The sequence below is a fragment of the Plantactinospora sp. GCM10030261 genome, from assembly GCF_042666615.1.
Classification (GTDB): Bacteria; Actinomycetota; Actinomycetes; order Mycobacteriales; family Micromonosporaceae; genus KBS50.
This window is the reverse complement of record NZ_JBHTDD010000006.1, coordinates 97,289-118,148: the sequence shown is the minus strand read 5'-3', so window position 1 is coordinate 118,148 and position 20,860 is coordinate 97,289. Positions and strand designations below refer to the sequence as shown.

The 20,860-nt window shown below is 73.1% G+C and carries 23 protein-coding genes; 13 read left to right on the top strand and 10 right to left on the bottom strand.

What is annotated here, in order from left to right; all coding sequences use genetic code 11:
* Positions 1 to 98: 98 nt before the first annotated feature.
* Both ACFQUZ_RS09765 and ACFQUZ_RS09760 read right to left on the bottom strand, forming a co-directional pair.
* Entirely contained in the window at positions 99 to 824 is a 726-nt protein-coding gene (locus ACFQUZ_RS09765) for an SDR family oxidoreductase (RefSeq protein WP_377440398.1), read from the bottom strand.
* Between the two features lie 112 nt (positions 825 to 936).
* Positions 937 to 1,890 carry an NAD-dependent epimerase/dehydratase family protein gene (locus ACFQUZ_RS09760; protein ID WP_377440395.1) on the bottom strand — a complete coding sequence of 318 codons (954 nt, stop codon included), beginning with the start codon at positions 1,888 to 1,890 and terminating at the stop codon, positions 937 to 939.
* An 88-nt stretch (positions 1,891 to 1,978) separates the two neighbouring features.
* Here ACFQUZ_RS09760 and ACFQUZ_RS09755 point away from each other — a divergent pair, with 88 nt between their 5' ends.
* Both ACFQUZ_RS09755 and ACFQUZ_RS09750 read left to right on the top strand, forming a co-directional pair.
* Positions 1,979 to 2,803 carry a patatin-like phospholipase family protein gene (locus tag ACFQUZ_RS09755; RefSeq protein ID WP_377440393.1) on the top strand — a complete coding sequence of 275 codons (825 nt, stop codon included), beginning with the start codon at positions 1,979 to 1,981 and terminating at the stop codon, positions 2,801 to 2,803.
* 111 nt (positions 2,804 to 2,914) lie between these two features.
* Positions 2,915 to 3,667, top strand: coding sequence for a hypothetical protein (locus tag ACFQUZ_RS09750; RefSeq protein ID WP_377440390.1), 753 nt, complete (start codon positions 2,915 to 2,917; stop codon positions 3,665 to 3,667).
* A gap of 191 nt (positions 3,668 to 3,858) precedes the next feature.
* On the opposite strand, the gene cydB is transcribed toward ACFQUZ_RS09750, so the two are convergent.
* Positions 3,859 to 4,857 carry a cytochrome d ubiquinol oxidase subunit II gene (gene cydB, locus ACFQUZ_RS09745; protein WP_377440388.1) on the bottom strand — a complete coding sequence of 333 codons (999 nt, stop codon included), beginning with the start codon at positions 4,855 to 4,857 and terminating at the stop codon, positions 3,859 to 3,861.
* A 53-nt stretch (positions 4,858 to 4,910) separates the two neighbouring features.
* Positions 4,911 to 6,359: a cytochrome ubiquinol oxidase subunit I gene (locus ACFQUZ_RS09740; RefSeq protein ID WP_377440708.1), complete on the bottom strand. Its 1,449-nt coding sequence runs from the start codon at positions 6,357 to 6,359 to the stop codon at positions 4,911 to 4,913.
* A gap of 376 nt (positions 6,360 to 6,735) precedes the next feature.
* On the opposite strand from ACFQUZ_RS09740, the gene ACFQUZ_RS09735 reads away from it, so the two are divergent.
* The 4 genes from ACFQUZ_RS09735 to ACFQUZ_RS09720 all read left to right on the top strand — a co-directional run bounded on the left by ACFQUZ_RS09735 (position 6,736) and on the right by ACFQUZ_RS09720 (position 9,855).
* Positions 6,736 to 7,209, top strand: a complete 474-nt coding sequence (locus ACFQUZ_RS09735) for a nitroreductase/quinone reductase family protein (protein WP_377440385.1) — start codon at positions 6,736 to 6,738, stop codon at positions 7,207 to 7,209.
* Between the two features lie 58 nt (positions 7,210 to 7,267).
* Positions 7,268 to 8,173, top strand: coding sequence for an aminoglycoside phosphotransferase family protein (locus tag ACFQUZ_RS09730; protein WP_377440707.1), 906 nt, complete (start codon positions 7,268 to 7,270; stop codon positions 8,171 to 8,173).
* 62 nt (positions 8,174 to 8,235) lie between these two features.
* The gene (locus ACFQUZ_RS09725; RefSeq protein ID WP_377440382.1) at positions 8,236 to 9,015 is read left to right on the top strand and encodes a lysophospholipid acyltransferase family protein; all 780 of its coding nucleotides are present in this window, start codon (positions 8,236 to 8,238) and stop codon (positions 9,013 to 9,015) included.
* 45 nt (positions 9,016 to 9,060) lie between these two features.
* The gene (locus ACFQUZ_RS09720; RefSeq protein ID WP_377440380.1) at positions 9,061 to 9,855 is read left to right on the top strand and encodes a spermidine synthase; all 795 of its coding nucleotides are present in this window, start codon (positions 9,061 to 9,063) and stop codon (positions 9,853 to 9,855) included.
* Here ACFQUZ_RS09720 and ACFQUZ_RS09715 read toward each other — a convergent pair.
* On the bottom strand, positions 9,751 to 10,377 hold the full coding sequence (locus ACFQUZ_RS09715; protein ID WP_377440378.1) for a LuxR family transcriptional regulator: 627 nt from the start codon (positions 10,375 to 10,377) through the stop codon (positions 9,751 to 9,753). The genes ACFQUZ_RS09720 and ACFQUZ_RS09715 overlap by 105 nt on opposite strands.
* A gap of 243 nt (positions 10,378 to 10,620) precedes the next feature.
* Between ACFQUZ_RS09715 and ACFQUZ_RS09710 the strand changes: the two genes are divergently transcribed.
* Genes ACFQUZ_RS09710 through ACFQUZ_RS09700 form a run of 3 tightly spaced genes read left to right on the top strand, consistent with a single transcriptional unit; the run spans position 10,621 to position 13,614 of the window.
* A complete protein-coding gene (locus tag ACFQUZ_RS09710) occupies positions 10,621 to 11,400 on the top strand; it encodes a glycerophosphodiester phosphodiesterase (protein WP_377440376.1) in 780 nt (259 codons plus the stop codon).
* A gap of 50 nt (positions 11,401 to 11,450) precedes the next feature.
* Positions 11,451 to 12,872: an MFS transporter gene (locus ACFQUZ_RS09705; RefSeq protein WP_377440373.1), complete on the top strand. Its 1,422-nt coding sequence runs from the start codon at positions 11,451 to 11,453 to the stop codon at positions 12,870 to 12,872.
* 31 nt (positions 12,873 to 12,903) lie between these two features.
* Positions 12,904 to 13,614 carry a thymidine kinase gene (locus ACFQUZ_RS09700; protein ID WP_377440371.1) on the top strand — a complete coding sequence of 237 codons (711 nt, stop codon included), beginning with the start codon at positions 12,904 to 12,906 and terminating at the stop codon, positions 13,612 to 13,614.
* Positions 13,615 to 13,690: 76 nt separating this feature from the next.
* Here the strand turns inward: ACFQUZ_RS09700 and ACFQUZ_RS09695 are convergent, their stop codons facing one another.
* A complete protein-coding gene (locus tag ACFQUZ_RS09695; RefSeq protein WP_377440369.1) occupies positions 13,691 to 14,152 on the bottom strand; it encodes a hypothetical protein in 462 nt (153 codons plus the stop codon).
* A 55-nt stretch (positions 14,153 to 14,207) separates the two neighbouring features.
* Here ACFQUZ_RS09695 and ACFQUZ_RS09690 point away from each other — a divergent pair, with 55 nt between their 5' ends.
* Positions 14,208 to 14,588, top strand: coding sequence for a GntR family transcriptional regulator (locus ACFQUZ_RS09690; RefSeq protein WP_377440706.1), 381 nt, complete (start codon positions 14,208 to 14,210; stop codon positions 14,586 to 14,588).
* A gap of 61 nt (positions 14,589 to 14,649) precedes the next feature.
* Positions 14,650 to 16,368: an acyl-CoA dehydrogenase family protein gene (locus ACFQUZ_RS09685; RefSeq protein ID WP_377440367.1), complete on the top strand. Its 1,719-nt coding sequence runs from the start codon at positions 14,650 to 14,652 to the stop codon at positions 16,366 to 16,368.
* Between the two features lie 78 nt (positions 16,369 to 16,446).
* Here the strand turns inward: ACFQUZ_RS09685 and ACFQUZ_RS09680 are convergent, their stop codons facing one another.
* From ACFQUZ_RS09680 to ACFQUZ_RS09670, 3 genes are read right to left on the bottom strand one after another with little or no spacing between them, the layout of a single operon-like run.
* The gene (locus ACFQUZ_RS09680; RefSeq protein ID WP_377440364.1) at positions 16,447 to 16,848 is read right to left on the bottom strand and encodes a hypothetical protein; all 402 of its coding nucleotides are present in this window, start codon (positions 16,846 to 16,848) and stop codon (positions 16,447 to 16,449) included.
* A gap of 33 nt (positions 16,849 to 16,881) precedes the next feature.
* Positions 16,882 to 18,270, bottom strand: a complete 1,389-nt coding sequence (locus ACFQUZ_RS09675; RefSeq protein ID WP_377440361.1) for an MFS transporter — start codon at positions 18,268 to 18,270, stop codon at positions 16,882 to 16,884.
* A 29-nt stretch (positions 18,271 to 18,299) separates the two neighbouring features.
* The gene (locus ACFQUZ_RS09670) at positions 18,300 to 18,905 is read right to left on the bottom strand and encodes an NADPH-dependent FMN reductase (protein ID WP_377440359.1); all 606 of its coding nucleotides are present in this window, start codon (positions 18,903 to 18,905) and stop codon (positions 18,300 to 18,302) included.
* An 81-nt stretch (positions 18,906 to 18,986) separates the two neighbouring features.
* Between ACFQUZ_RS09670 and ACFQUZ_RS09665 the strand changes: the two genes are divergently transcribed.
* Entirely contained in the window at positions 18,987 to 19,637 is a 651-nt protein-coding gene (locus ACFQUZ_RS09665) for a TetR/AcrR family transcriptional regulator (RefSeq protein ID WP_377440356.1), read from the top strand.
* Between the two features lie 89 nt (positions 19,638 to 19,726).
* A complete protein-coding gene (locus ACFQUZ_RS09660) occupies positions 19,727 to 19,945 on the top strand; it encodes a DivIVA domain-containing protein (protein WP_377440354.1) in 219 nt (72 codons plus the stop codon).
* 46 nt (positions 19,946 to 19,991) lie between these two features.
* On the opposite strand, the gene ACFQUZ_RS09655 is transcribed toward ACFQUZ_RS09660, so the two are convergent.
* Positions 19,992 to 20,837, bottom strand: a complete 846-nt coding sequence (locus ACFQUZ_RS09655) for an LLM class flavin-dependent oxidoreductase (RefSeq protein ID WP_377440351.1) — start codon at positions 20,835 to 20,837, stop codon at positions 19,992 to 19,994.
* Positions 20,838 to 20,860: the final 23 nt, after the last annotated feature.

The following is a 20,860-nucleotide window of genomic DNA, read 5'->3' as shown; positions in this document are numbered from 1 at the left end:
GCCAGATGCGGACCTCGGCGCGGACAGGGTGGATCACCTGTGGGAACGCGCGGGTGCTTAGCACGGTATCTGGCGGACCCGGCGCGGGTGACAACGGGTCACAGGCCGCCAGCGACGCGCAGGGTGGCTCCGGTGGTGTAGGAGGCGTCGGGGCCGAGCAGCCAGGTGATCGCTCCGGCGACCTCGTCGGCGGTGCCGGCGCGGCCCAGCGGGATCCGGCCGGCGGCGCGGACGGGTCGGTCGGGCATGCCGGAGCCGGCGTGGAACTCGGTGTCGATGATGCCCGGCGAGACGGTGTTGACCCGGATGCCGCGTGGGGCGAGTTCCTTGGCCAGGCCGACGGTGAGGGTGTCGGTGGCGGCCTTGGTGGCGGCGTAGTGGATGTACTCGTGAGGGCTGCCGAGGGTGGCGGCGGCGGACGAGATGTTGACGATGGCGCCGCCGGTTTCCATCCGCCGGGCGGCCTGCTGGGCGCACAGGACGTAGCCGATGAGGTTGACGTCGACGACGCGGCGCAGGTCGGCCACGTCGAGGTCGACGAACGGGCCGATCAGGCTGCCCACGCCGGCGTTGTTGACCAGGCCGGTCAGCTGTCCCAGGTCGGCGGCGGCGTCGAACAGGCGTACCACGTCGGTGGGGTCGGCGGTGTCACCGGCGACGGTGGTCCCCCGCCGGCCGGCGGCGCGGACGTCGGCGAGCACCGCCTCGGCGGCGGCGGTGTCGCGGCGGTAGCCGATGACGATGTCGTGTCCGGCGGCGGCGAGCCGGCGGACGGTCGCGGCGCCGATCCCCCGGCTGGCGCCGGTCACCACGGTCACGGGCATGCGGTCCCCTCCCCTGGAACGAGGCGTTCCACTGTGGACGGCGTGGCCGTCGCGTGTCCGCAGCGTATCGGGGACCGGGCCGGTCGAGGTGGTCGCGCCGGGGTGGTGCCGGTCACGTTCCGGTGAGCAGCCGGGCCTCCTCCGGGGCGGTCAGGCCGCAGCTCAGCGGAGGCTCGCCGCGGGCCCGATCCCAGGCCAGCGTGTCGGCGGCGGTGACGGCGAGCGGGGTGGCCGGCAGCCCGGCGGCCCGGGCCCGGGCCGGACTGCGCTGCTGGGTGGACCAGTCGGCGCGGACCAGCGGGAAGAACGGCGCCACGGCGGCCGGGTCGACGGGTACGAGGTCGATCCGGGTGCCGGCGACGGTGGCGCAGGTGTGGATCAGGTCGGCGAGGGTGGTGGGTTCGGCGGGACCGACGGCGTGGAACGTGCCGGGCTGGTCGTCGGTGAGCAGGCGGACGACGAATCGCCCGAGGTCACGCACATCGAGCACCTGGACCGGTTGCGCGGGATCGCCGGGCAGCGCGACCCGGCCACCGCAGGCAGCGCGGCGTACCCAGTAGGTGAAGGTGTCCTGGGGATCGTGCGGCCCGGCGATCTTGCCGGGCCGCACGATGGTGGCCCGGTTGCCGTAGCGGGTCCGGACGTCCTGTTCGCAGGCGACCTTCAGGGGGCCGTAGGTGTCCTCGGTGAGTTCCTCGGTGCCGCTGCGGTCCGCGGGGCGAAGCGGGGTGTCCTCGTCGGAGTCGGGGCCGACGTCGGCGCGGGTGTAGACGGCGTTGCTGGAGATGAACAGGTAGCGGCCCACCCGGTCGTCGAGGGCGGTGCTGGCCTGGTCGACGTGCCGGGGGACGTAGCCGGTGGTGTCGACGACGGCGTCCCAGGTGCCGTGCCGCAGCGCGGTGTAGTCGCCGGTGTCCCGGTCACCGATGCGGCGTTCGACGTCGGGGAACAGGGCGGTGCCGGTGCGGCCACGGTGGAACAGGGTCACCTCGACGCCGTGGGCGAGCGCGTCGGTGACGATGGCCCGGCCGACGAAGGACGTACCGCCGAGGATCAGGATGCGCACGGCCGCCGAGGATAGCGGCGGTGGCCGCGGGTCGCGAGGTCGTTTACGGTGTGCGGCACGGCGGTCGTTCGGTGGATGGGTGGCGCGCATGTCCGGTGGTTCGGCGCTGGTGCTCGGTGGTGGTGGGGTCACCGGGGTGGCCTGGGAGCTGGGGATGCTGGCCGGGTTGGCCGACGCCGGCGTCGACCCGGGTCGGGCGGAGCTGGTGGTGGGGACGTCGGCCGGTTCGGTGGTGGGGGCGCAGGTGACCACCGGCACCCCGATCGAGCAGCTGTACGCGGGACAGTTGCGCGGCCCGGGCAGCGAGCTGCCGGCCCGGATCGGGCGGACGGTCCTGGCGCGCTGGATGTGGGCGGTGGTGCGGCACCGGGACCCGCGGCGGGCGCGGGCGGCGATCGGCCGGTACGCGTTGGCGGCGCGCACGCAGGACGAGGCGCGTCGGCGGGCGGTGATCGCGGCCCGGCTGCCGGGACACGAGTGGCCGCGGGAGCCGCGGCTGCTGGTGACGGCGGTGGACGCCGCCTCCGGGGAGTTCGTGGTGTTTGACCGGGCCTGCGGGGTGTCGCTTGTGGACGCCGTGGCGGCCAGTTGCGCGGTGCCGATGGTGTGGCCGCCGGTGACGATCGACGGGCGACGCTACATCGACGGTGGGGTGCGGTCGGCGGCCAACGTGGATCTGGCGGCCGGGTGCGATCGGGTGCTGGTGTTGGCGCCGATGACGCTGGGGGTGGCCAGGCAGGTGGGCCGGTTGCCGGCGGCGACACGGGTGGTGCTGGTGAGCCCGGACCGGGCGGCCCGGGCGACGATCGGCCGTAATGTGCTGGATCCGGCGCGTCGGGCGGCGGCCGCGCGGGCCGGTCGGGCGCAGGCGGCGGCGGTGCGCGACCGGGTGGCGTCCGTGTGGGGGCGGTGAGCGGGCCCCCGCGTACGCTTCGCGCGTCGTCGGAGGGTCGAGGTGCCGGTGTCGGACCCGCCTGGTAGGAAGATCAGAGAAAATCAAACACGTGTACGAAAGAGGAATCTGATGGCCGCCGCACGCGCCGCTGTTTCCGGGTTGGCGCCCCAGGACCTGCAGCACATCCGGGACACCCTCGCCGGGGGACGCAAGCCGAAGGTGATGTTCACTGAGTCGGCCGGCCAGATCGCTGGGCAACTGGGTCAGGTGGTGGAGCTGACCGATCCGGCGGTGTCGGACGAGTGGCTGGTCGTGCGGTTCGGTAAGGACGAGTTGCCGTTCTCCCCCGCCGACCTGCGGATCCCGCCGAAGGGTGCGCGGCGGGCGGAGCCCAGGCCGGAGCCCGAGCCGGAGCCGGCGGCCCCGCAACCGGAGTTCATGCTGGACCGGGCGCCGGTGCCGGCGGCCCGGAAGGAGGCGCCGTCCCCGGCGGCCCGGAAGGAGAAGGAGACGGCGATGCCGGCCGAGCAGCAGACGAGTTCCGACCCGGGTGTGTCCGCGGCGGAGCGGAAGCCGGTGCGGCGGGCAGGCAAGGCCGCGCGGTCCAAGTCGCCGGCCGGGTTGACCGTCACGCTGTCGTACGCCGAAGGCGAGTGGACGGTGGCGGCCACCCAGGGCAGCAAGGCCCTCGCCAAGCCGTACGTGGTGAAGCCCGCGGAGGCGTTGAAGATGGTGGCGCTTGTCGACGTGCCCGGGGTGCACGAGGCGGTGGAGCAGATCATGGCGGCGGAACGGGCGGAGGCGCAGGCGCAGGCCGACAAGCTGCGGGCGGAACTGGCCGAGATCGAGGCCCGGCTGGCCGAGTTGCGTGACGTCGGTTGACCGGCGTCGCCCGTCCGGGATCGGCCCCGCCGCACCGTCGTCGGACCGGTCGACCGTGCGGCCGGATCGCGGACCGGCCGACCGTGCGGCCGGATCGCGGACCGGCCGACCGTGCGGCGGGATCGCGGACCGGCCGACCGTGCGGCGGGATCGCGTCGGACCGGCCGACCGTGCGGCCGGTCCCGGTCCGCTCAGTGGTCGGGGATGTGCGCCACCCCGATGCGCTTGCGGAACACCCAGTAGGTCCAGCCCTGGTAGGCCAGCACGACCGGGGTGGCCACCACCGCCACCCAGGTCATGATCTTCAAGGTGTACGGGGTGGAGGACGCGTTCGCGATGGTCAGCGCACCCGCCGGGTCGCCGGTGGAGGGCAGCACCAGGGGGAACAGCGCGGCGAACAGGGTGGCCACGGTCAGCCCGATGGCGGTGGCGGTGCCGGCGAAGGCCCAGCCCTCCCGGCGTACCCGGGCGGCGGCCAGGCCGGCGAGCAGGGCGAGGGTCGCGGCGGCGGCGAGCACGGTGGCGGTGGTGTCGCCGCGTAGCCGCAGCGTCCAGGCCAGGAACGCGACGGCGAGCACGCCGGTGCCGGTGCCGGTGCGCACGGCGAGGGCACCGGCGCGGTGCCGCACGTCGCCGGTGGTCTTGAGGGCCAGGAACACGGCGCCGTGGGTGACGAAGACGGCCAGGAACACCGCACCGCCCAGCAGCGCGTACGGGTGGAGCAGATCGAGCAGGCCGCCGGTGTACTCGTGGTCGGCGGCCAACGGCACGCCACGGGTGATGTTGGCGAACGCGACGCCCCACAGGAACGCCGGCAGCAGCGACCCGATGAAGATGACGGTATCCCAGCGGCGTTTCCAGGTGGCGTCGGTCCGCTTGTGGCGGTACTCGAAGGCGACGCCGCGGCCGATCAGCGCCAGCAGGATGAGCAGCAGCGGCAGGTAGAAGCCGGAGAACAGGGTGGCGTACCACTCGGGGAAGGCGGCGAACATGGCGCCCCCGGCGGTGATCAGCCACACCTCGTTGCCGTCCCAGACCGGGCCGATCGTGTTGATCAGGACGCGGCGTTCCCGGTCGTCGCGGCCGAGTACCGGCAGCAGGATGCCGACGCCGAAGTCGAAGCCCTCCAGGATGAAGTAGCCGGTGAACAGCACGGCGATGAGCAGGAACCAGATGGTGGGCAGGTCCACGTCGGACTCCGATGGTCGCTCGGGGTGGGTGGCTTCGGGTTCGGTCGGTGCCGTCAGTAGGCGAAGGCGAGCGGCCGGTCGGCGTCGCTGTCGGTGTCGTCGGGGACCGGGTCCGGGGTGACGTCGGGGACGCCGGCCTTGGCGTAGCGGATCAGCAGGCGGACCTCGACGACGGCGAGGGTGGCGTAGATGAGGGTGAACGCGGTGAACGAGGTGAGCACCTCGGTCAGCGAGACGCTGCGGGAGACACCGTCGCGGGTGAGCATCTCGCCGAAGACGATCCACGGTTGCCGGCCCATCTCGGTGAAGATCCAGCCGAACGCGTTGGCCGCGAGAGGCAGCAGCGGCATGACCAGGCCGGCGCGTAGCAGCCAGCGGCTGGTGGGGGTGCGGTCCTTGCGCAGGGTCCACAGGACGAGCAGGGCGATCGCGGCGGCCGCCAACCCGAAGCCGATCATGAAGCGGAAGCTCCAGTAGGTGACCGGGATGATCGGGGTGTAGCTGCCGGCGCCGTACTGGGCGGCGTACTGGGCCTGGAGGTCGTTGATGCCCTGCACGGTGCCGTTCGGGTCGCCGGTGCCGAGGAACGACAACAGGTACGGGATCTTCAGGGCGAACACCTCGCGGCTGCCGTCGAGGCTGCCGACGGTGAGCACGGAGAAGGCGGCGGGGCTTTCGGTGGTGTAGAGGCCCTCGGCGGCGGCCATCTTCATCGGCTGCACCTCGGTCATGATCTTGCCTTGGATGTCGCCGGTGATGACGACGACGGCGGCCGAGACGAGGGTGACCCAGGCGCCGAAGCGGGCGGCAAACCGGTAGGCCGGGGTGTCGGCGCCGGCGGCGTTCGCGTCGGCACCGCCGGTGGCGGCGCGGCGGCCGCGGACGAGGTGCCACATGGCCACGGCGACCAGCAGTGACCCGGCGACCAGGAACGCGCCGGCGAGGGTGTGCGGGAAGGTTATCAGGGCGACCTTGTTGGTGAGGACGGCGACGATGTCGGTGAGTTCGGCGCGGCCGGTGTCGGGGTTGATCCGGTAACCGACCGGGTTCTGCATCCACGAGTTCGCGGCGAGGATGAAGTACGCGCTGAGGTTGGTGCCGATCGCGGCGGCCCAGATGCTGGCCAGGTGCAGGCGCTTGGGCAGCCGGTCCCAGCCGAAGATCCACAGTCCGATGAATGTGGATTCGAGGAAGAACGCCAGCAGCGCCTCCATGGCCAGGGGCGCGCCGAAGACGTCGCCGACGAAGCGGGAGTAGTCCGACCAGTTCATGCCGAACTGGAACTCCTGCACGATGCCGGTGACCACTCCCATCGCGAAGTTGATGAGGAAGAGCCGGCCGTAGAACTTGGTGAGCTTGAGGTACCGCTCGTCGCCGGTGCGGTGCCAGCGGGTCTGCAGGATGGCGACCAGCACGGACAGGCCGATGGTCAGCGGGACGAACAGGAAGTGGTAGACGGTGGTGACACCGAACTGCCAGCGGGCGACGTCCAACGCGTCCACCAGGAACCCCCCAGGCACTCATACTACGAGACGTAGTAAATACTACTGCCCGTCGTAGAGGATTTGACAGGGCCGGGAGACCCGGATCGACCCGGGACCAATGACCTTGATCACTCGGTGGTCTCGGCCGCGCCGGTCCCGGTGGTCCGTCGGCCCAGCGGTGGTCCGTTGGCCCCGCGGCGGTCCGTCGGCCCCGCAGCGGTCCGTTGGCCCAGCGGTGGCTGGTAACCCGACCACGCGCGGCGGCGATACGCCGGCTGATCGGTCGGGGTGCCCGGCGGCGGCCCGCTCAGGCGGTTCACCATCCGGGCGGTTGACCGGGCCGCCGCTGGCGTCCGGCTCCTACCATCGCCGGTGTCGGCATTTGGAGGTCGTCATGTCGGTCAAGGATCGGGCAGGGAAACCGAAGCTTCCGCCGCGCTGGTTCATCCGGCTGGCCTGGCGGGTGCACCGGGGCCTGTACCGGGTGTTCCGGGGCCGGGTGGGGCTCTGGCGGCCCCGCCCCGGCCGCTGGGGCACCCTGCGGCTGTCCACGACGGGAAGCCGCAGCGGCCAGCAGCGCGGCGTCATCATCGCGTACCTGGAGGACGGGCCGAACCTGTTCACGCTCGCCATGAACGGCTGGGGAGCGGGCGAGCCCGCCTGGTGGCTCAACCTGCGGGCGCATCCGGACGCCGCGGTCGACCTGGTCGACGGACGCCGGCTCGTGCGCGCACGCGCCGCAACGGGCGACGAGCGGTCCCGGCTGTGGGCCCGCTGGCGCGAGATCGACGCGAACCTCGATGCCTTCGCGGCGCTGCGGCCGTCCGAGACCGCCGTCGTGGTCCTGGAGCCACGCACCACCGGGTAGGGGGCCGGGCCGAAATGACTGGCCCCTCGGACCCCTCGGGCGCAAGGATCTCCGCGTGATGCTGCACGAGGACGAGGTCGCGGTCGATCCGGCGACCATCAGGGCATTAGTGGAGGCGCAGTGCCCCCAATGGGCCGGTCTGCCGTTGTCGCCGGCCGGCGCGGGCACCGACAACACCATGTACCGGCTCGGTGATCAGCTTCTTGTCCGGCTTCCCAGGACCGCCGAGAAGGCGCGGTCCCTGCGCAAGGAACAACGGTGGCTACCCCGGCTGGCGCCACTGCTGACGCATCAGATCCCGGCACCCGTACACGCCGGAACCCCCGCCGCCGCGTTCCCCCTCCCCTGGTCGATCTACCGGTGGATCGACGGCGACGAGGCCGGTCCGGGCACCGTGCAGGACTGGACGACCTTCGGGGCAGACCTGGCGGCCTTCGTCCGCGCGCTGCACGACGTCGACCTGATGGGAGCCACCCGCGCGGGCGACCTGAGCGGGTACCGCGGGGGCAGCCTGCGCGACTGCGACGGGTGGATCAGCCGGTGCTTCGCCGACTGCCGCCGCACCGTCGCGACGGAACTCGACATCGAGTCCCTGCACCGCTTCTGGCGGGCCGGGATCGCGCTGCCCGACCCGTCGGCGCCACACGCCTGGCTCCATAGTGACCTGAAGCCGACCAACCTGCTCGTCAGGGACGGCACTCTCGAGGCCGTCATCGACTTCGGGGGCCTGTCCGTCGGCTTCCCCGACGCCGAGCACGCCGCGGTATGGGACCTGCCGCCGCAGGCACGGCACGGGTACTGGAGCGTCACCAGGCTCGACGAGGCGACCTGGACCCGGGCGCGGGCCTGGGCCGTCGCGGTCGGTGTCAGCGGCATCTCCTACTACTGGCACACGTATCCGGCCTTCGTCGCCGAGTGCCGGGCACGGCTGCGGGGCATCCTCGACGACGCCGCCAGCCGATGACGAGGCCGGGGCGTGAACGCGTACACCGATCCGCGCGCGCGACGTGCGACGATCACCGGCTGATGGACACCTCTTCCGCTGACCGGTGGCGACCTCCCCCGCTGTGGCGTGGCCTCCAGACGTTCGCCCGCGTCCTGCTCGCCCCGTTCGCCCGGCTGCGGGTCACCGGAGACGTGCCGGCCGGGCTGCGCGACGGCCCACTGATCCTGGCCGCCAACCACCTCAGCCCGGCCGACCCCGCGGTGCTCACCGCCGCCTGCCGGGTCCGCCGCGTCGCCCCCCGCATCATGGCCACCGGCGGATTGTTCCGGGCACCGGTGGTCGGTTCCCTGATGCGGGCCAGCGGCCACCTGCGCGTCGACCGCCGCACCACCACCGTCGCCCAGGCCCTCGACCGGGCCTCAGCCGCCCTCGGCGCCGGCTCGGTGGTGCTCGTCTATCCGGAGGGCCGCATCACCCTCGACCCCGGGCTGTGGCCGGAACGGGGCCGCACCGGCACCGCCCGGCTCGCCCTGGCCACCGGCGTAACGGTGGTGCCGGTGGCCCAGTGGGGTTCGCACGAACTGCTGCCGTACGACGCGCCGAAGGGGGCTCTGCGCTCGCTGGCCCGGGCGCTGCGCCGCCGGCCGGTGGTGCGGGTGCGGTTCGGCGAGCCGGTCGACCTGGCCGACATCGACCCCGCCGCGCCCGGCGCGGCGGTGCGAGCCACCGAACGCATCATCGACGCGCTCACCGAGACCCTGGCGGGACTGCGCCCCGACGAACCCGACCTGCCCAGGCACGTCGACCCCAGCCGCCCGGTCTCGACCAGCCGGTCCCGGCCCCGACGCCGCACCGGCTGAGCCGCGCACCGGCGGACCGGCGGCCGTGCCGTACCGTGACTCCCCATGAGCGCGGCCGTCACCGTCGAGCGGGTGGTCACCGAGCGGGGCGAGCTGGTACTGCGCCGGCACGGCGACCACCACGAGATCATCAGCAACGGGGTGTTCCTCATGGACACCCGGGCCGGTGAGTCCGAACGCCTGCTGGTGCGTGCCGCCCTCGGCGCCGTACCGCCGGGGGCACGGCTGCTGATCGGCGGGCTCGGCGTGGGGTTCTCGCTGGCCGAGGCGGTCCGCTCCGCGACGCCCGCCGAGATCGTGGTCGTGGAGATCGAGCCGACGCTCGTGACCTGGCACCGCACCCACCTCGCGTCGGTAAGCGGCAACGCCCTGGCCGATCCGCGGGTCCGGGTCGTCACCGCGGACCTCGTCCGGTGGCTGCGCACCACCGACGAGACCTTCGAGGCCATCTGCCTGGACACCGACAACGGTCCGGACTGGACCGTCTTCGCCGGCAACGCCGCCCTGTACGACGAGACCGGGGCCACCCTGCTCCGCGACCGGCTGACCGACGGCGGCGTGTTGACGGTGTGGAGCGCCGCGACGGCACCGGACTACGTCGAGCGGCTGCGCGCCGCGATCGGCCCGGTGACGACGTACCGGGTGGAGGTCGCGCGCGGCGAACCGGACGTGGTCTATCTGGCCCGCCGCGTCGACAACCCGTCCGCGGCGTCGCGACCAAGCCTGGCGGACGACCTACCCGGATCCACGCTGCCGCAGGTAGAACCGGACCGCCTCGCGGGTGGTGCGCACCCCGAACAGGTGCCGCACTCCGGCGATGCGCCGGTTCGCGGTACGTAACGACAGGAACTCCGCCGCCGCCGCGGCGGCGATCGTCTCGCCATTGGCCAGCCGGTCCAGCAGGGCCCGCTGCTCGGGTACCAGGCGTTCCACCAGAGCCCGCTGCTCGGGTACCAGCCGAGGGCCGGCCGGCTGGCCGGGGACCCGCAGCGTGCGAGCCGCGACCGGGGCCAGCCGGACCGGACCGAGCCGACCCAGACCGGCCAGCACCGCCCGGCCGACGGGCGCCGCCGGATCCACCACCGCCAGCACCGACGTGCCGCGCGCCGCGGCGCTCAGCACCGCCTCGGCGGTGCGCGCGTCCGGCACCGGGCCCACCAGCATCACCGCCGGGTCCGCCGGTCCGTCCGGTGCGCCGCCGATCCCGCCCGGTGCCACCGGGAAACCTCGACGGGGCCGGTAACCGGCCCGCTCCACCACCGCCAGCAGCGCCGCCGCGTCCGCCGCCGACGCCGCCACGCACCGCACCGGTTCCCGGGGGTACGCGGCCGGTGTGGCGCGGGCGCTCGGTTGCCCGGTCATCGGGTCACCGCCGGAGCCCAGACGGCGGACCGGCGGGCGCGTGCCCCGGTGACCGACGGTGCGTACGGCACAGTCCCTCCCGCAAAGCCGACCAACCCCGGGGCCGCCACTGTGACCAGGCACGCCGGGTCCTGAGCCGGCAGGATAGACCGACCCGGGCCGTCACCGAGGGACGCCGCACCGATACGCGTCGCAACCATTGCGGTTACCCATCGGTCACCTGCGACCCGGCATACTTCGGAGGTGACCGCACGTTTCCCGTACCTCGACGCGCCCGCCCCGCTGGCCTTCGCCCACCGCGGCGGCGCCGCCGACGGCGACGAGAACACCGCCGAGGCGTTCGCGCGGGCCATCGCCCTGGGCTACCGGTACGTCGAGACCGACGTGCACGCCACCGCGGACGGCGTGCCGGTGATCTTCCACGACCCGACGCTGGAACGGCTCACCGGTGAGCCGGGTCGCGTCGCCGCACTGCGCTGGGCCGACCTGGCCAGCGTGCGGGTCGCCGGGGCGGCCGCGGTCCCCCGGCTCGACGAGGTGCTCGGTGCGTGGCCGGAGGTGCGGTTCAACATCGACGTCAAGGCCGGCGGCGGTGTCGACCCGACGGTGGCGGTGGTGGAACGCGTCGGAGCCGGCGACCGGGTGCTGCTCGCCTCGTTCAGCGACGCGCGGCTGACCCGGCTGCGGTCCCTCGCCGGCCCGAAGGTCGCCACCTCGCTGGGCATGCGCGGGGTCGCCCGGCTGTGGCTGGCCTCCCGCACCGGCACGCGGATCACCCTGCCGCCGTCGGTGGTGGCCGCGCAGGTGCCGGTGCGGCACGGACCACTGCGGGTGGTGGACCGCCGGTTCGTGGACCACGCCCACCGGCTCGGCCTGCAGGTGCACGTCTGGACGATCGACGATCCGGCCGCCATGACGGGGTTACTCGACCTCGGTGTGGATGGCATCATGACCGATCGCGTCGACCTGCTTCGCGAGACGTACCGCACCCGTGGCCACTGGCCGACCGACCCGCCCGGCTGACACCGCCAGAGGCGGGCGGCCGGGGCCCGCCGACCCGGAAAGGGACCACCATGGCCTCCAGTGCCGCCGACCCGGCCACCGGACCGGGCGAGCCGGTCGGCCCCGCCGGACCGGCCGGTCCACCACCGGCCACCCGCCGGGAACGCAGAGGGTGGTACGTCTACGACTGGGCCAACTCGGCCTTCCAGACCACGGTCATCACCGTGTTCCTCGGGCCGTTCCTCACCTCCGTCACCGAACTGGCGGCCGGTTGCGAACTGGGGGCCGACCGCTGCGACGGGTACGTCTACCCGCTGGGCATCAAGGTCGCCGCCGGCTCCTTCTACCCGTACCTGATCTCGCTCTCGGTGTTCCTCACCGTGTTCGTGCTGCCGGTGATGGGTGCGGTGGCCGACCGGTCGCTGCACAAGAAGCGGCTGCTGGCCGGCGCCGCGTTCACCGGCGCCGGGGCGACCATCGCGATGGCGTTCGTCACCGGCGACCGGTACCTGCTGGGCGGGGCGTTGTTCGTGGTCGCCAACATCTCGTTCGGTGCCGCGATCGTGGTGTACAACTCGTTCCTGCCGCAGCTCGGCGGGCCCGACGAGCGGGACGCCATCTCCAGTCGCGGCTGGGCCATCGGTTACCTGGGCGGTGGGCTGCTGCTGGCGCTGAACCTGGTGGCCGTCAGCATGCTCACCGAGGACGGCAACCCGCAGCGCACCCTGGACCTGGCCCGCTGGTCGATCGTGTCGGCCGGGGTGTGGTGGGCGGCGTTCACGCTGGTGCCGCTGCGCTGGCTGCGGGAGCACCCGACGACCGAGGCACTGCGCGCCCACGGCAACGTGCTCACCGACGGGTTCCGGCAACTCGGCCGCACGCTACGGGAGATCAAGGCGTACCCGCTGACGTTGTACTTCCTGCTCGCGTTCCTGGTCTACAACGACGGCATCCAGACCGTCATCACCCTGGCCAGCCAGTACGGCACCGAGGAACTGCGGCTGGAGCAGGGCACCCTGATCGTGACGATCCTGCTGGTGCAGTTCCTGGCGTTCGGCGGGGCCCTGCTGCTCGGCGCGTTGGCCGGCCGCATCGGTGCCTGGAAGACGGTGCTGCTGAGCCTGGTGCTGTGGACCGGTGTGATCGTCGCCGCATTCCGGCTGCCGGCCGAGGCACCGGTGCCGTTCATGGTGCTGGGAGCCGCCATCGGGCTGGTGCTCGGCGGCAGCCAGGCGCTGAGCCGATCCCTGTTCAGCCAGCTCATCCCGCGCGGCCGGGAGGGCGAGTACTACGGCTTCTACGAGATCAGCGACAAGGGCACCAGCTGGCTCGGGCCGCTCGCGTTCGGGCTGGTGTTCCAGCTCACCAACAGCTACCGGGTCGGGCTGGTGTCGCTGCTGGTGTTCTTCGTGGTCGGGTTCCTGCTGCTGCTGGCCGTGCCGATGCGGCGGGCCGTGCTGGCCGCCGGCAACACGCCACCCAGGGTGCTGTGAGGCGACCCGCCGGCGGCTAGGCTGCCCGACCGTGACCGACGACTCCGCCCTCTCCCCCACCTGCCTGGCCCATCCCGCGTCCGCGGGACCGGACCACGCGGGCTGCACGCCGCAGCGGCGCGACGGGCGACCGCTGCACGCCGCGGTGCTGAAGTACTTCTGGGGTCCGATGGACTGCGGCAAGTCGACGATGGCACTGCAGATGAACTACAACCACGCCCGGCAGGGCCGGCGCGGGCTGGTGCTGACCCGCATCGACCGGTCCCTGGGGCCACGGGTCACCACCCGGATCGGACTCGCCCACGACGCCATCGAGGTCACCGACGACCTGGACCTGGTGGCACTGGTTCGCGGCCGGTGGGCCGAGGGCGTCCGGGTCGACTACCTGATCTGCGACGAGGCCTGCTTCTACACCGTGCGGCACGTCGAGCAGATGGCCGAACTGGTCGACTCCTTCGACGTGGACGTGTTCGCGTTCGGCCTGGCCACCGACTTCCGGGCGGAGATGTTCCCGGCCGCGCGACGATTGTTCGAACTGGCCGACGAGGTGACCCGCATCCAGGTCGAGGTGCTGTGCTGGTGCGGCCGGGAAGGGCTGCTCAACGCCCGGGTGGTCGGTGGCGCGGTGGCCCGCGAGGGTGAACAGGTGGTCATCGGGGACACGGTGGACGACGCGCAGGTGCGCTACCAGGTGCTGTGCCGGCGCCACCACCGCACCGGTGACCTGGGGCCGATGACCTGACGCCCGACAACCGGGCCGGAGTGACCCGTGACCGCCGGGGCCGGCCCGAACCGGCCGGCCCGCGTCGCTGCCCGGCTCAGATCGGGGTGTCGCCGCACACCCGCCAGGTGCGGCCGTCCTGGACGACGTCCAGCGTGCGGCGCTCCACCGCGCCGGTACGGCGCACCACGTCGACGGTCACCGTGCCGTGCGGCCGGCCGTCCTTCGTGGCCACCGACACCGTGCCGATCGTGTACCGGAGCACCGCGTCCAGCCCGCCGGTGCGGCGGACGAACTCGTCCCGGGTCCACCGTTGCCGGCTGGCCGGGCACAACTCGTCGTAGGCGTGGCCGGCATTGCCGGCGGACACGTCGTGCAGGAACGCGTCAGCCGCCGCCCGGACCGGCTCCTCGGTGCCCCGCAGCGCCTGCAGATTCCACACGCCGAGCCCGGCGGCACCGATGCAGCAGACCAGCAGGATCAGGCCGGTCGCCACGAGGGCGACCCGCCACACCGACCGCCGCCGGGCCGGGTACGCGGCGGCGCCCTCGGAGGCCATGCCCCTCACCGTAGATAACGGCCGGGCGCGACCGCAGCGGAACGCCGCTTGGTAGATTCGCCGCATCCTGAGCATCGACATCGACCCACGGTCCACCGTTCCGCCGTACGAGCAGATCCGGGCGGGGGTCGCCACGCGCGCCGCGGACGGCTCGCTGCCGGCCGGCACCCGGCTGCCCACGGTGCGCGACCTGGCCACCCGGCTCGGGGTGGCCGCCAACACGGTCGCCAAGGCCTACCGGGAACTCGAGCACGCCGGGCTGGTGGAGACCCGCGGCCGGCACGGCACCTTCGTCACCGCCCGCGCGGCCGGCGTGTCACGGGAGGCCCAGCAACTGGCCGCCCGGTACGCCACGGACAGCCGGGACCTCGGCGTCGACCCGCGGCAGGCCCTCGCCCTGGTCCGGGCGGCATTGGGCCTGGACCCGCAGGACTGACCGCGGGCCGGCCCGACCGGCTACCGTCGGCGCATCGTCCCCCGATGGCGCAGGAGCCGACATGCCCCGCTTCGTGCAACCCGCACCCATCGCCACCGACCCGTACGCCACCGACCGGCTGCTGCACACCTGGCTGGACCGGCACCTCGGCACCGACGGTCTGGCCGCCGCGCAACCCCGGTTGACGGCACTGGCCGCCGAGGTCGCCGGGCCGCTGCGGGCGGCGCACGCCGACGCGGAGGAACACCCGCCGACACTGGTGCGGTACGACCCGTGGGGAGCCCGCATCGACCGGATCGACACGTCCGCCGGCTGGCAGGCCCAGCGTGCCGCCGCCGCCCGGCACGCGGTGGTGGCCCTGCCGTACCTGCCGGACGCCCGCGGCACCTGGGGCGCCGCGGCCCGGATCGTGCAGCACGCGCTGCTGCACCTGTACGGGCCGGAGTCGGCGACCTTCTCCTGCCCGGTGGCGATGGCCGACGGCGCCGCGGCGCTGCTCAACCTGCCCGAGGTGGACGGCGACGTCCGGGACGCCTGGCTGCCCCGGCTCACCGCCACCGACCCGGCTGTCGCGGTCACCAGCGGGCAGTGGATGACCGAGGCGCAGGGCGGCTCCGACCTGGCCCGCTCCGGCACCACGGCGAGCCGGGCGCCCGACGGGTCGTGGCGGCTGACCGGGGACAAGTGGTTCTGCTCGGCCGCCGACGCGGCGATGGCGGTGGCGCTGGCCCGGCCCGAGGGCGCCGGCCCCGGCAGCCGGGTGCTGGTGCCGTTCCTGGTGCCCCGGTACGCCGCCGACTCACCACTCGCCCAGGCCGACCTCGACCCGGGCGCCCCGGCACCCGGCGTCCGGGTGCACCGGCTCAAGGACAAGCTCGGCACCCGGGCCCTGCCCACCGCCGAGATCGGGCTGCGGGACGCGTACGCGGTCCCGCTGGGTGACCCCAACCGGGCCGGACTGGCCCGGGCGATGACGCTGGTGGTGGTGACCCGGCTGCACAACGCCGCGGCCGCCGCCGGCGGCATGCGACGCGGCCTGGACCGGGCCGTCGCCTACGCGGCCACCCGGCAGGTCGCCGGCGGCCGGCTGGCCGACTCCCCGCTGCACCGCGCCACCCTGGCCACCCTGGCCGTCGACGCCGCCGGAGCGTTCCTGCTGGCCGGGCACGCGTTCGCGCTGCTCGGCCGGATCGAGGTGGGCTCCGACCCGGCCGCCGCCGACGAACTGCGGATCGTCGCGCCGCTGGCCAAGTTGGCCACCGGCCGGCTCGCCGTGTCCAGCGCCAGCGAGTACGTGGAAAGCTTCGGCGGGGCCGGCTACGTCGAGGACACCGGGGTGCCCCGGTTGCTACGCGACGCCCAGGTGTTGCCGATCTGGGAGGGCACCACGAACGTGCTGGCCCTCGACGCGTTGCGGGCGGTGGTCCGCGACGACGCCGCGCCCGCGTTGCTGCGCCGCCTCGACGCGGCCGCCGACACGGCCCGCAAGCTGCACCCGGGCCTGGCGGACACGCTCGCCTCCGCCGCCTCCCGGTTGCGCGCCGACCTGGCCGAGGTGGCGGCCGACCCGACGGGGCCGGCGGTGCTGGCCGGGGCGCGCGGGCTGGCGCTGCGGATGGCGTACGCGTTGACCGCGGCCCTGCTGGTCGAGCAGGCTGCCTGGGGCGACGAGGTGGCCGAGGTGGCGGCCCCGCTGTGGGGTCGCCGCTGGCTACGCAACGAGGACATCGCCGTAGCCGCCCACTCCCACGCCGACACCCTCCTGCCCCACCCCCGCTAAGCGTCGATCCCGCTGAGCGTCGATCAGGAGGTTACCGAGCGAGTCGGAGATCAAAGTGCCGGGCAACCTCATGATCGACTAGGCTGGTGGAGCGGCGGAGAGGCGGAGAAAGCCGGCGACGCGGGGCGAGAACGTGATCGAGGTCTGGTCGCCGAGTGCGGCGCGTACGCCGTCGGCGACGTCGGCGTCCGGCTCGCCGAACACCTCGAACCGCACCACCGCGCAGTGCCTCATGACCTCCTGAATGTAGGGATCGGCGAGCTTCCAGTGGGCGCGGACGGCGTCGGAGTCCTGGTAGAGCTGGAAGCTGTGCGCGAGCATGTGTTCGGTGTCCACGAAGGTCTGCACCATCAGCTGCGACCCGTGCTCGTGGGTGAAGTCGACCGCCTGCGTGATGGCGTCGCGGAAGCGGTCCAGGTGGCCGTCGGTGATCCGCATGGTGTTGCGGAAGAGAAGGATCGTGTCGTCCTGAGTGGTCACGGTTCGACTGTGCTCCCTCAACGGGACTTGAGGTCAAGGCCCGTCGGTTGACCTTCGGGCCCGCGCGGCCCCCGGCGCGTCCGCGCCGTTGCGTACGAGACGGCCCGTGACCAGTGCTGCCGTCGCGCAGAGGAGAGCCAGGCCGAGCAGCGTGAGGCGCCAGGCGTCGGTCAGGTGCTCGCCCAGGAACTCGGCGTCGGTGGTGGGAATGTTGCCGGTGGCGACGCGCCCGGCAACCTCGGACGAGCCCAACCGGGTGCTCAGCAGCGCGGTGACAGCGGCGCCGAAGAGTGCGAGGACGAGGGCGTTGGCTGTGCTGCGGACGGTGTTGAGCATGCCGGCGGCCATGCCCGCGCGGCCGGCGTTGACCTGGTTCATGGCCTGGGCGTCGATGATGCCGGCCGCGAGCCCGGCACCGGCGCCGATCGTCAGCAGCGGCCCGGCCAGGCTCGCGATGTCGATGTCGGCGTGCAGGCGGCTGAGCCAGGCGTTGCCCGCGGCCTGCACCACCAGGGCGCTGGTGATGACGATCGCCGGACTGTCACCGCGGTTGACCAGACGGGCGGCGAGGGTCGGCAGGAGCACCATGGGTACGGTGGGCGGCAGCATGATCAGGCCCGTGGTGGCGGCGCTGTATCCGGCCGGCGACTGCAGGTAGCTGGGCAGGAAGGCCAGCACGCCGCCGTAGCCGAAGGCCATCGTGCTGGCGGCCAGCAGCCAGCCCGTGAACCGGCGGTGACGCAGCAGGGTCAGGCTGGTCGCCAGCACGGTCGCACCGGCCCAGGCGATGCGTGACTGGTCGGTGTCCCGGGTCTCGCTCATGGTGCCGGTCCCGACGAGCAGGGCGAGACCGACCAGCGCGAACACGCCGAAGCCCAGTCGCCATCCCAGGGCGCCGACCATCCACCCCGAGGCGGCGGGGCCGAGGGCCAGGCCCAGCCCGGCGGTGGCGCCCATCGCGGCGAACGCGCGGGTGCGTGCCCGCCCGGTGAACGTCGCGGCGAGGATCGCTCCCCCTGACGCCATCACCGCGGCCGCGCCGATGCCGGTGAGTACCCGCGCCGCGAGCAGTCCCCCGATCATGGGCGCCACGGCTGCCGTGAGGCTGCCGGCCGCATAGGCGCCAGCGCCCAGGCGGTAGATCCGCCGCCGTCCGAGCGCGTCGGCGAGCGAGCCGGCGACCAGCATGAGCGCCGAGGCGGTCAGGAAGTAACTGGTCACGACCCACTGCGCGGCGGCACCCCCGGTGTTCAGGTCGGCGGCGATGTCCGGGATCGCCACGGCGGCTCCCGACATGGACATCGGCAGTGCGAGGAAGCCGGCTAGGACCACCAGCAGCGTGCCGCTGGCTGACGGTGGTCCTGACCTTGACGCGATGAAGTGGGTCTCCGATGTGCCGGGATGCTTGGGTGGCGTGCCCATGGGGTCGGCCTCCTGCCGTCGCGCGGTTGTCAGCGGTTGTCCGCCTGGTTTCGCACGGAGGCCAGGGCACCGCTCCACGCGATCAGTTCCGCCACGAGTTCGCCGAGGTCGTCCGCGTGTCGCTCGGCGGGTGCGAAGACGCCGGTGGTGGTCGGGTCGGCCGGGTCGAGGCCGGTGTAGTCGAAGTCGGTGAAGGTGTTGAGGGCGACCTGGGTGCGCACGTCGGCGAGCTTGATCTCCGCGCCGATCTGTCGAAGCTGCTCGACAGCACGCACCCCGCCGTTGACGCCGTAGCTGACGAATCCGACCGCCTTGTCGTTCCATTCGTAGAAGAGGTGGTCGATCGCGTTCTTCAACGGGCCGGGCACTCCGTGGTTGTACTCGGGCGTGACGAACACGTAGCCGTCGAAGGACGCGATGGCCTCGGCCCATCGCCTGGTGTGCGGGTGGGTGAAGGCGAGGCCGTAGAGCGCCGGCACGTCGGGCGCCGGAAGGTCGAACGCGGCGACGTCGAGCGACTCGAAGGTCGCCCCGTCCGAGCCGTGCTTGCGGGCGATGTCCAGCGCCCACTCGGCCACGGCCTTGCCTCGGCGGTGGCTACGGGTGCTGGCGGTGATGATCGCGATGCGGGTCATGAGGATCCCTTCCTGGTGTAAAGTACAACGAGCACTTTACGCAGTAGGATGAGCCGCGCAACCAGTCACGTGGGAGGTCCTGTGATTCACCGCTCAAGCGATCCCGAGCAGCATGGCGGGAGCAGGCTGAGAGCGGCGAAGCGCGCCGCGATCACGGCCGGCGCCCTGGAAGTGTTCGCCCGTGACGGGTACGCGCGGGCGAGCGTCGACGCGATCGCGGTCGAGTCCGGTGTCTCGACCCGCACCATCTACAAACACTTCGCCGACAAGGCCGCCCTGTTCGCCGCCGTGATAGCCGACTCGGCCGCCAGCGTGGCCGCCGAGGAGAGCGCGTTGATCGCCCACCACCTCGACGGCGTCACCCGAGCCGAGGAGATCGGACCCGCGCTTGTCGACTTCGCCAGGACGTGGCTGTCCGACACGACCCGGTCCAGTGCGCATCAGGCGCTGATCCGGCAGGTCCACGCCGAGGCGACCCACCTCGGTCACGACATCGTCGCCACCTGGTGGCGGGCCGGACCAGGTCGGGTACGCGCCGCCCTGGCCGAGCGCCTGGCCCGATGGGCTGACGAGGGACTGCTACGGGTAGCCGACGCCGAACAGGCCGCGGTCCACTTTGCGCAACTCGTCTCGGCGGCCCCCGGGCCGCCGACATCGGACCTCACCGCGTCCGAACGCGAGGCATGGATCGCCGCCGGCGTGCAGGTGTTCGTACGCGGCTACGGCACATGACCGGACGCCGCGACGACGACGCCCGCTCATCCGCCGACCGACTGCGGTGAGTTCTGCGGGCCCCATCGACACCCGACCAGCATGTCGCCATGGCCGAGTCGTTCACCGTAGCCCTGCGCGGATACGACATGAAGCAGGTCGACGCGCTTCTGGCGCAGGCCGACGAGGCGCTTGCCGGCGACAGCGGTGTGGCCAGGGCAGCGGCCCGGCACGCCCTCCAGACGACCACGTTCACCGTTCGACTCCGTGGCTACGCGCGCGCGGAGGTCACCGAGGCCGTGACTCGACGGATGCGTTCGCTCGGCTAGCTAGCCCGCGCCACCGCGGCGGACGTGCCCGGACACCTGCCGGGACTCAGCGCAGCGGCCCGCGGGCCACGGCGGCCGACATCGTCTCCGCGTCGCCCGGTGCCACCCACTCCAACCACCAGGTGGCACCCGCCTCGGCGATCTCCCCCAGGTAGGCCCGCTCGGCCCGCTCGTCGCAGCGGCGTCGCCGGCCACCGATCGCCACGTCGAAGGGCCGACCCCCGGCCCCGACCGTCGGCGTCCGGTCCACCAGGCCACGCACCTCGTCCGGGGTGAAGTCGGACCAGTCGTCGGTGGAGGTGAGCTTGTACGGCACGATGCCATCGCACCTGGCGGCCCGGCGCAGCACCGCCTTCGCCTCGGCGCTGCCGCCCACCCAGACCGGCACCCGGGGCACCTGCACCGGCGGCGGGCGCAAGGCCACCGCGTCCACTGTGTAGTGCTCGCCGCGATGGGTGACCGGCTCCCCACCGAGCAGGCCGGTGAGCAGGTCGAGACCCTCGTCCAACATCACCGCCCGTCGCTTGGCGTCGGTCTGCTCGCCGAACCCCGTCAGGCTCCGGTCACCGGAGTCACCCAGGCCGACCCCGACGGTGGTCCGGCCGCCAGACAGGTGGTCGAGGGTGAGAACCTGCCGGGCCAGGGTGGCGGGTCGACGGCGAGGCAACGCGGTGACCGTGGTGCCCAACCGGATCCGATCGGTGCGCGCTGCGATCGTGGCGAGCATCTGCCACACGTCGAACGTCGGGGGGTCACCGTCTCCCGGATAGACGATGTAGTCCTCGAAGAACACCCCGTCCCAACCCGAGCGTTCCGCGAGGATTCCCAAATCCACCAGGGTGGACACCTCGATGCCCGGACCACCGCAACAGAGTTCCAGACCGTGCCTCATGTCCGCCGAGGCTAAGGCCAGGC

Coding starts and splice junctions, on each gene's coding strand:
- ACFQUZ_RS09765 (WP_377440398.1), bottom strand. CDS start 824: ATGCCCGTGACCGTGGTGACCGGCGCCAGCCGGGGGATCGGCGCCGCG.
- ACFQUZ_RS09755 (WP_377440393.1), top strand. CDS start 1,979: ATGTCCGGTGGTTCGGCGCTGGTGCTCGGTGGTGGTGGGGTCACCGGG.
- ACFQUZ_RS09750 (WP_377440390.1), top strand. CDS start 2,915: ATGGCCGCCGCACGCGCCGCTGTTTCCGGGTTGGCGCCCCAGGACCTG.
- ACFQUZ_RS09735 (WP_377440385.1), top strand. CDS start 6,736: ATGTCGGTCAAGGATCGGGCAGGGAAACCGAAGCTTCCGCCGCGCTGG.
- ACFQUZ_RS09730 (WP_377440707.1), top strand. CDS start 7,268: ATGCTGCACGAGGACGAGGTCGCGGTCGATCCGGCGACCATCAGGGCA.
- ACFQUZ_RS09725 (WP_377440382.1), top strand. CDS start 8,236: ATGGACACCTCTTCCGCTGACCGGTGGCGACCTCCCCCGCTGTGGCGT.
- ACFQUZ_RS09720 (WP_377440380.1), top strand. CDS start 9,061: ATGAGCGCGGCCGTCACCGTCGAGCGGGTGGTCACCGAGCGGGGCGAG.
- ACFQUZ_RS09715 (WP_377440378.1), bottom strand. CDS start 10,377: ATGACCGGGCAACCGAGCGCCCGCGCCACACCGGCCGCGTACCCCCGG.
- ACFQUZ_RS09705 (WP_377440373.1), top strand. CDS start 11,451: ATGGCCTCCAGTGCCGCCGACCCGGCCACCGGACCGGGCGAGCCGGTC.
- ACFQUZ_RS09695 (WP_377440369.1), bottom strand. CDS start 14,152: ATGGCCTCCGAGGGCGCCGCCGCGTACCCGGCCCGGCGGCGGTCGGTG.
- ACFQUZ_RS09685 (WP_377440367.1), top strand. CDS start 14,650: ATGCCCCGCTTCGTGCAACCCGCACCCATCGCCACCGACCCGTACGCC.
- ACFQUZ_RS09675 (WP_377440361.1), bottom strand. CDS start 18,270: ATGGGCACGCCACCCAAGCATCCCGGCACATCGGAGACCCACTTCATC.
- ACFQUZ_RS09670 (WP_377440359.1), bottom strand. CDS start 18,905: ATGACCCGCATCGCGATCATCACCGCCAGCACCCGTAGCCACCGCCGA.
- ACFQUZ_RS09660 (WP_377440354.1), top strand. CDS start 19,727: ATGGCCGAGTCGTTCACCGTAGCCCTGCGCGGATACGACATGAAGCAG.
- ACFQUZ_RS09655 (WP_377440351.1), bottom strand. CDS start 20,837: ATGAGGCACGGTCTGGAACTCTGTTGCGGTGGTCCGGGCATCGAGGTG.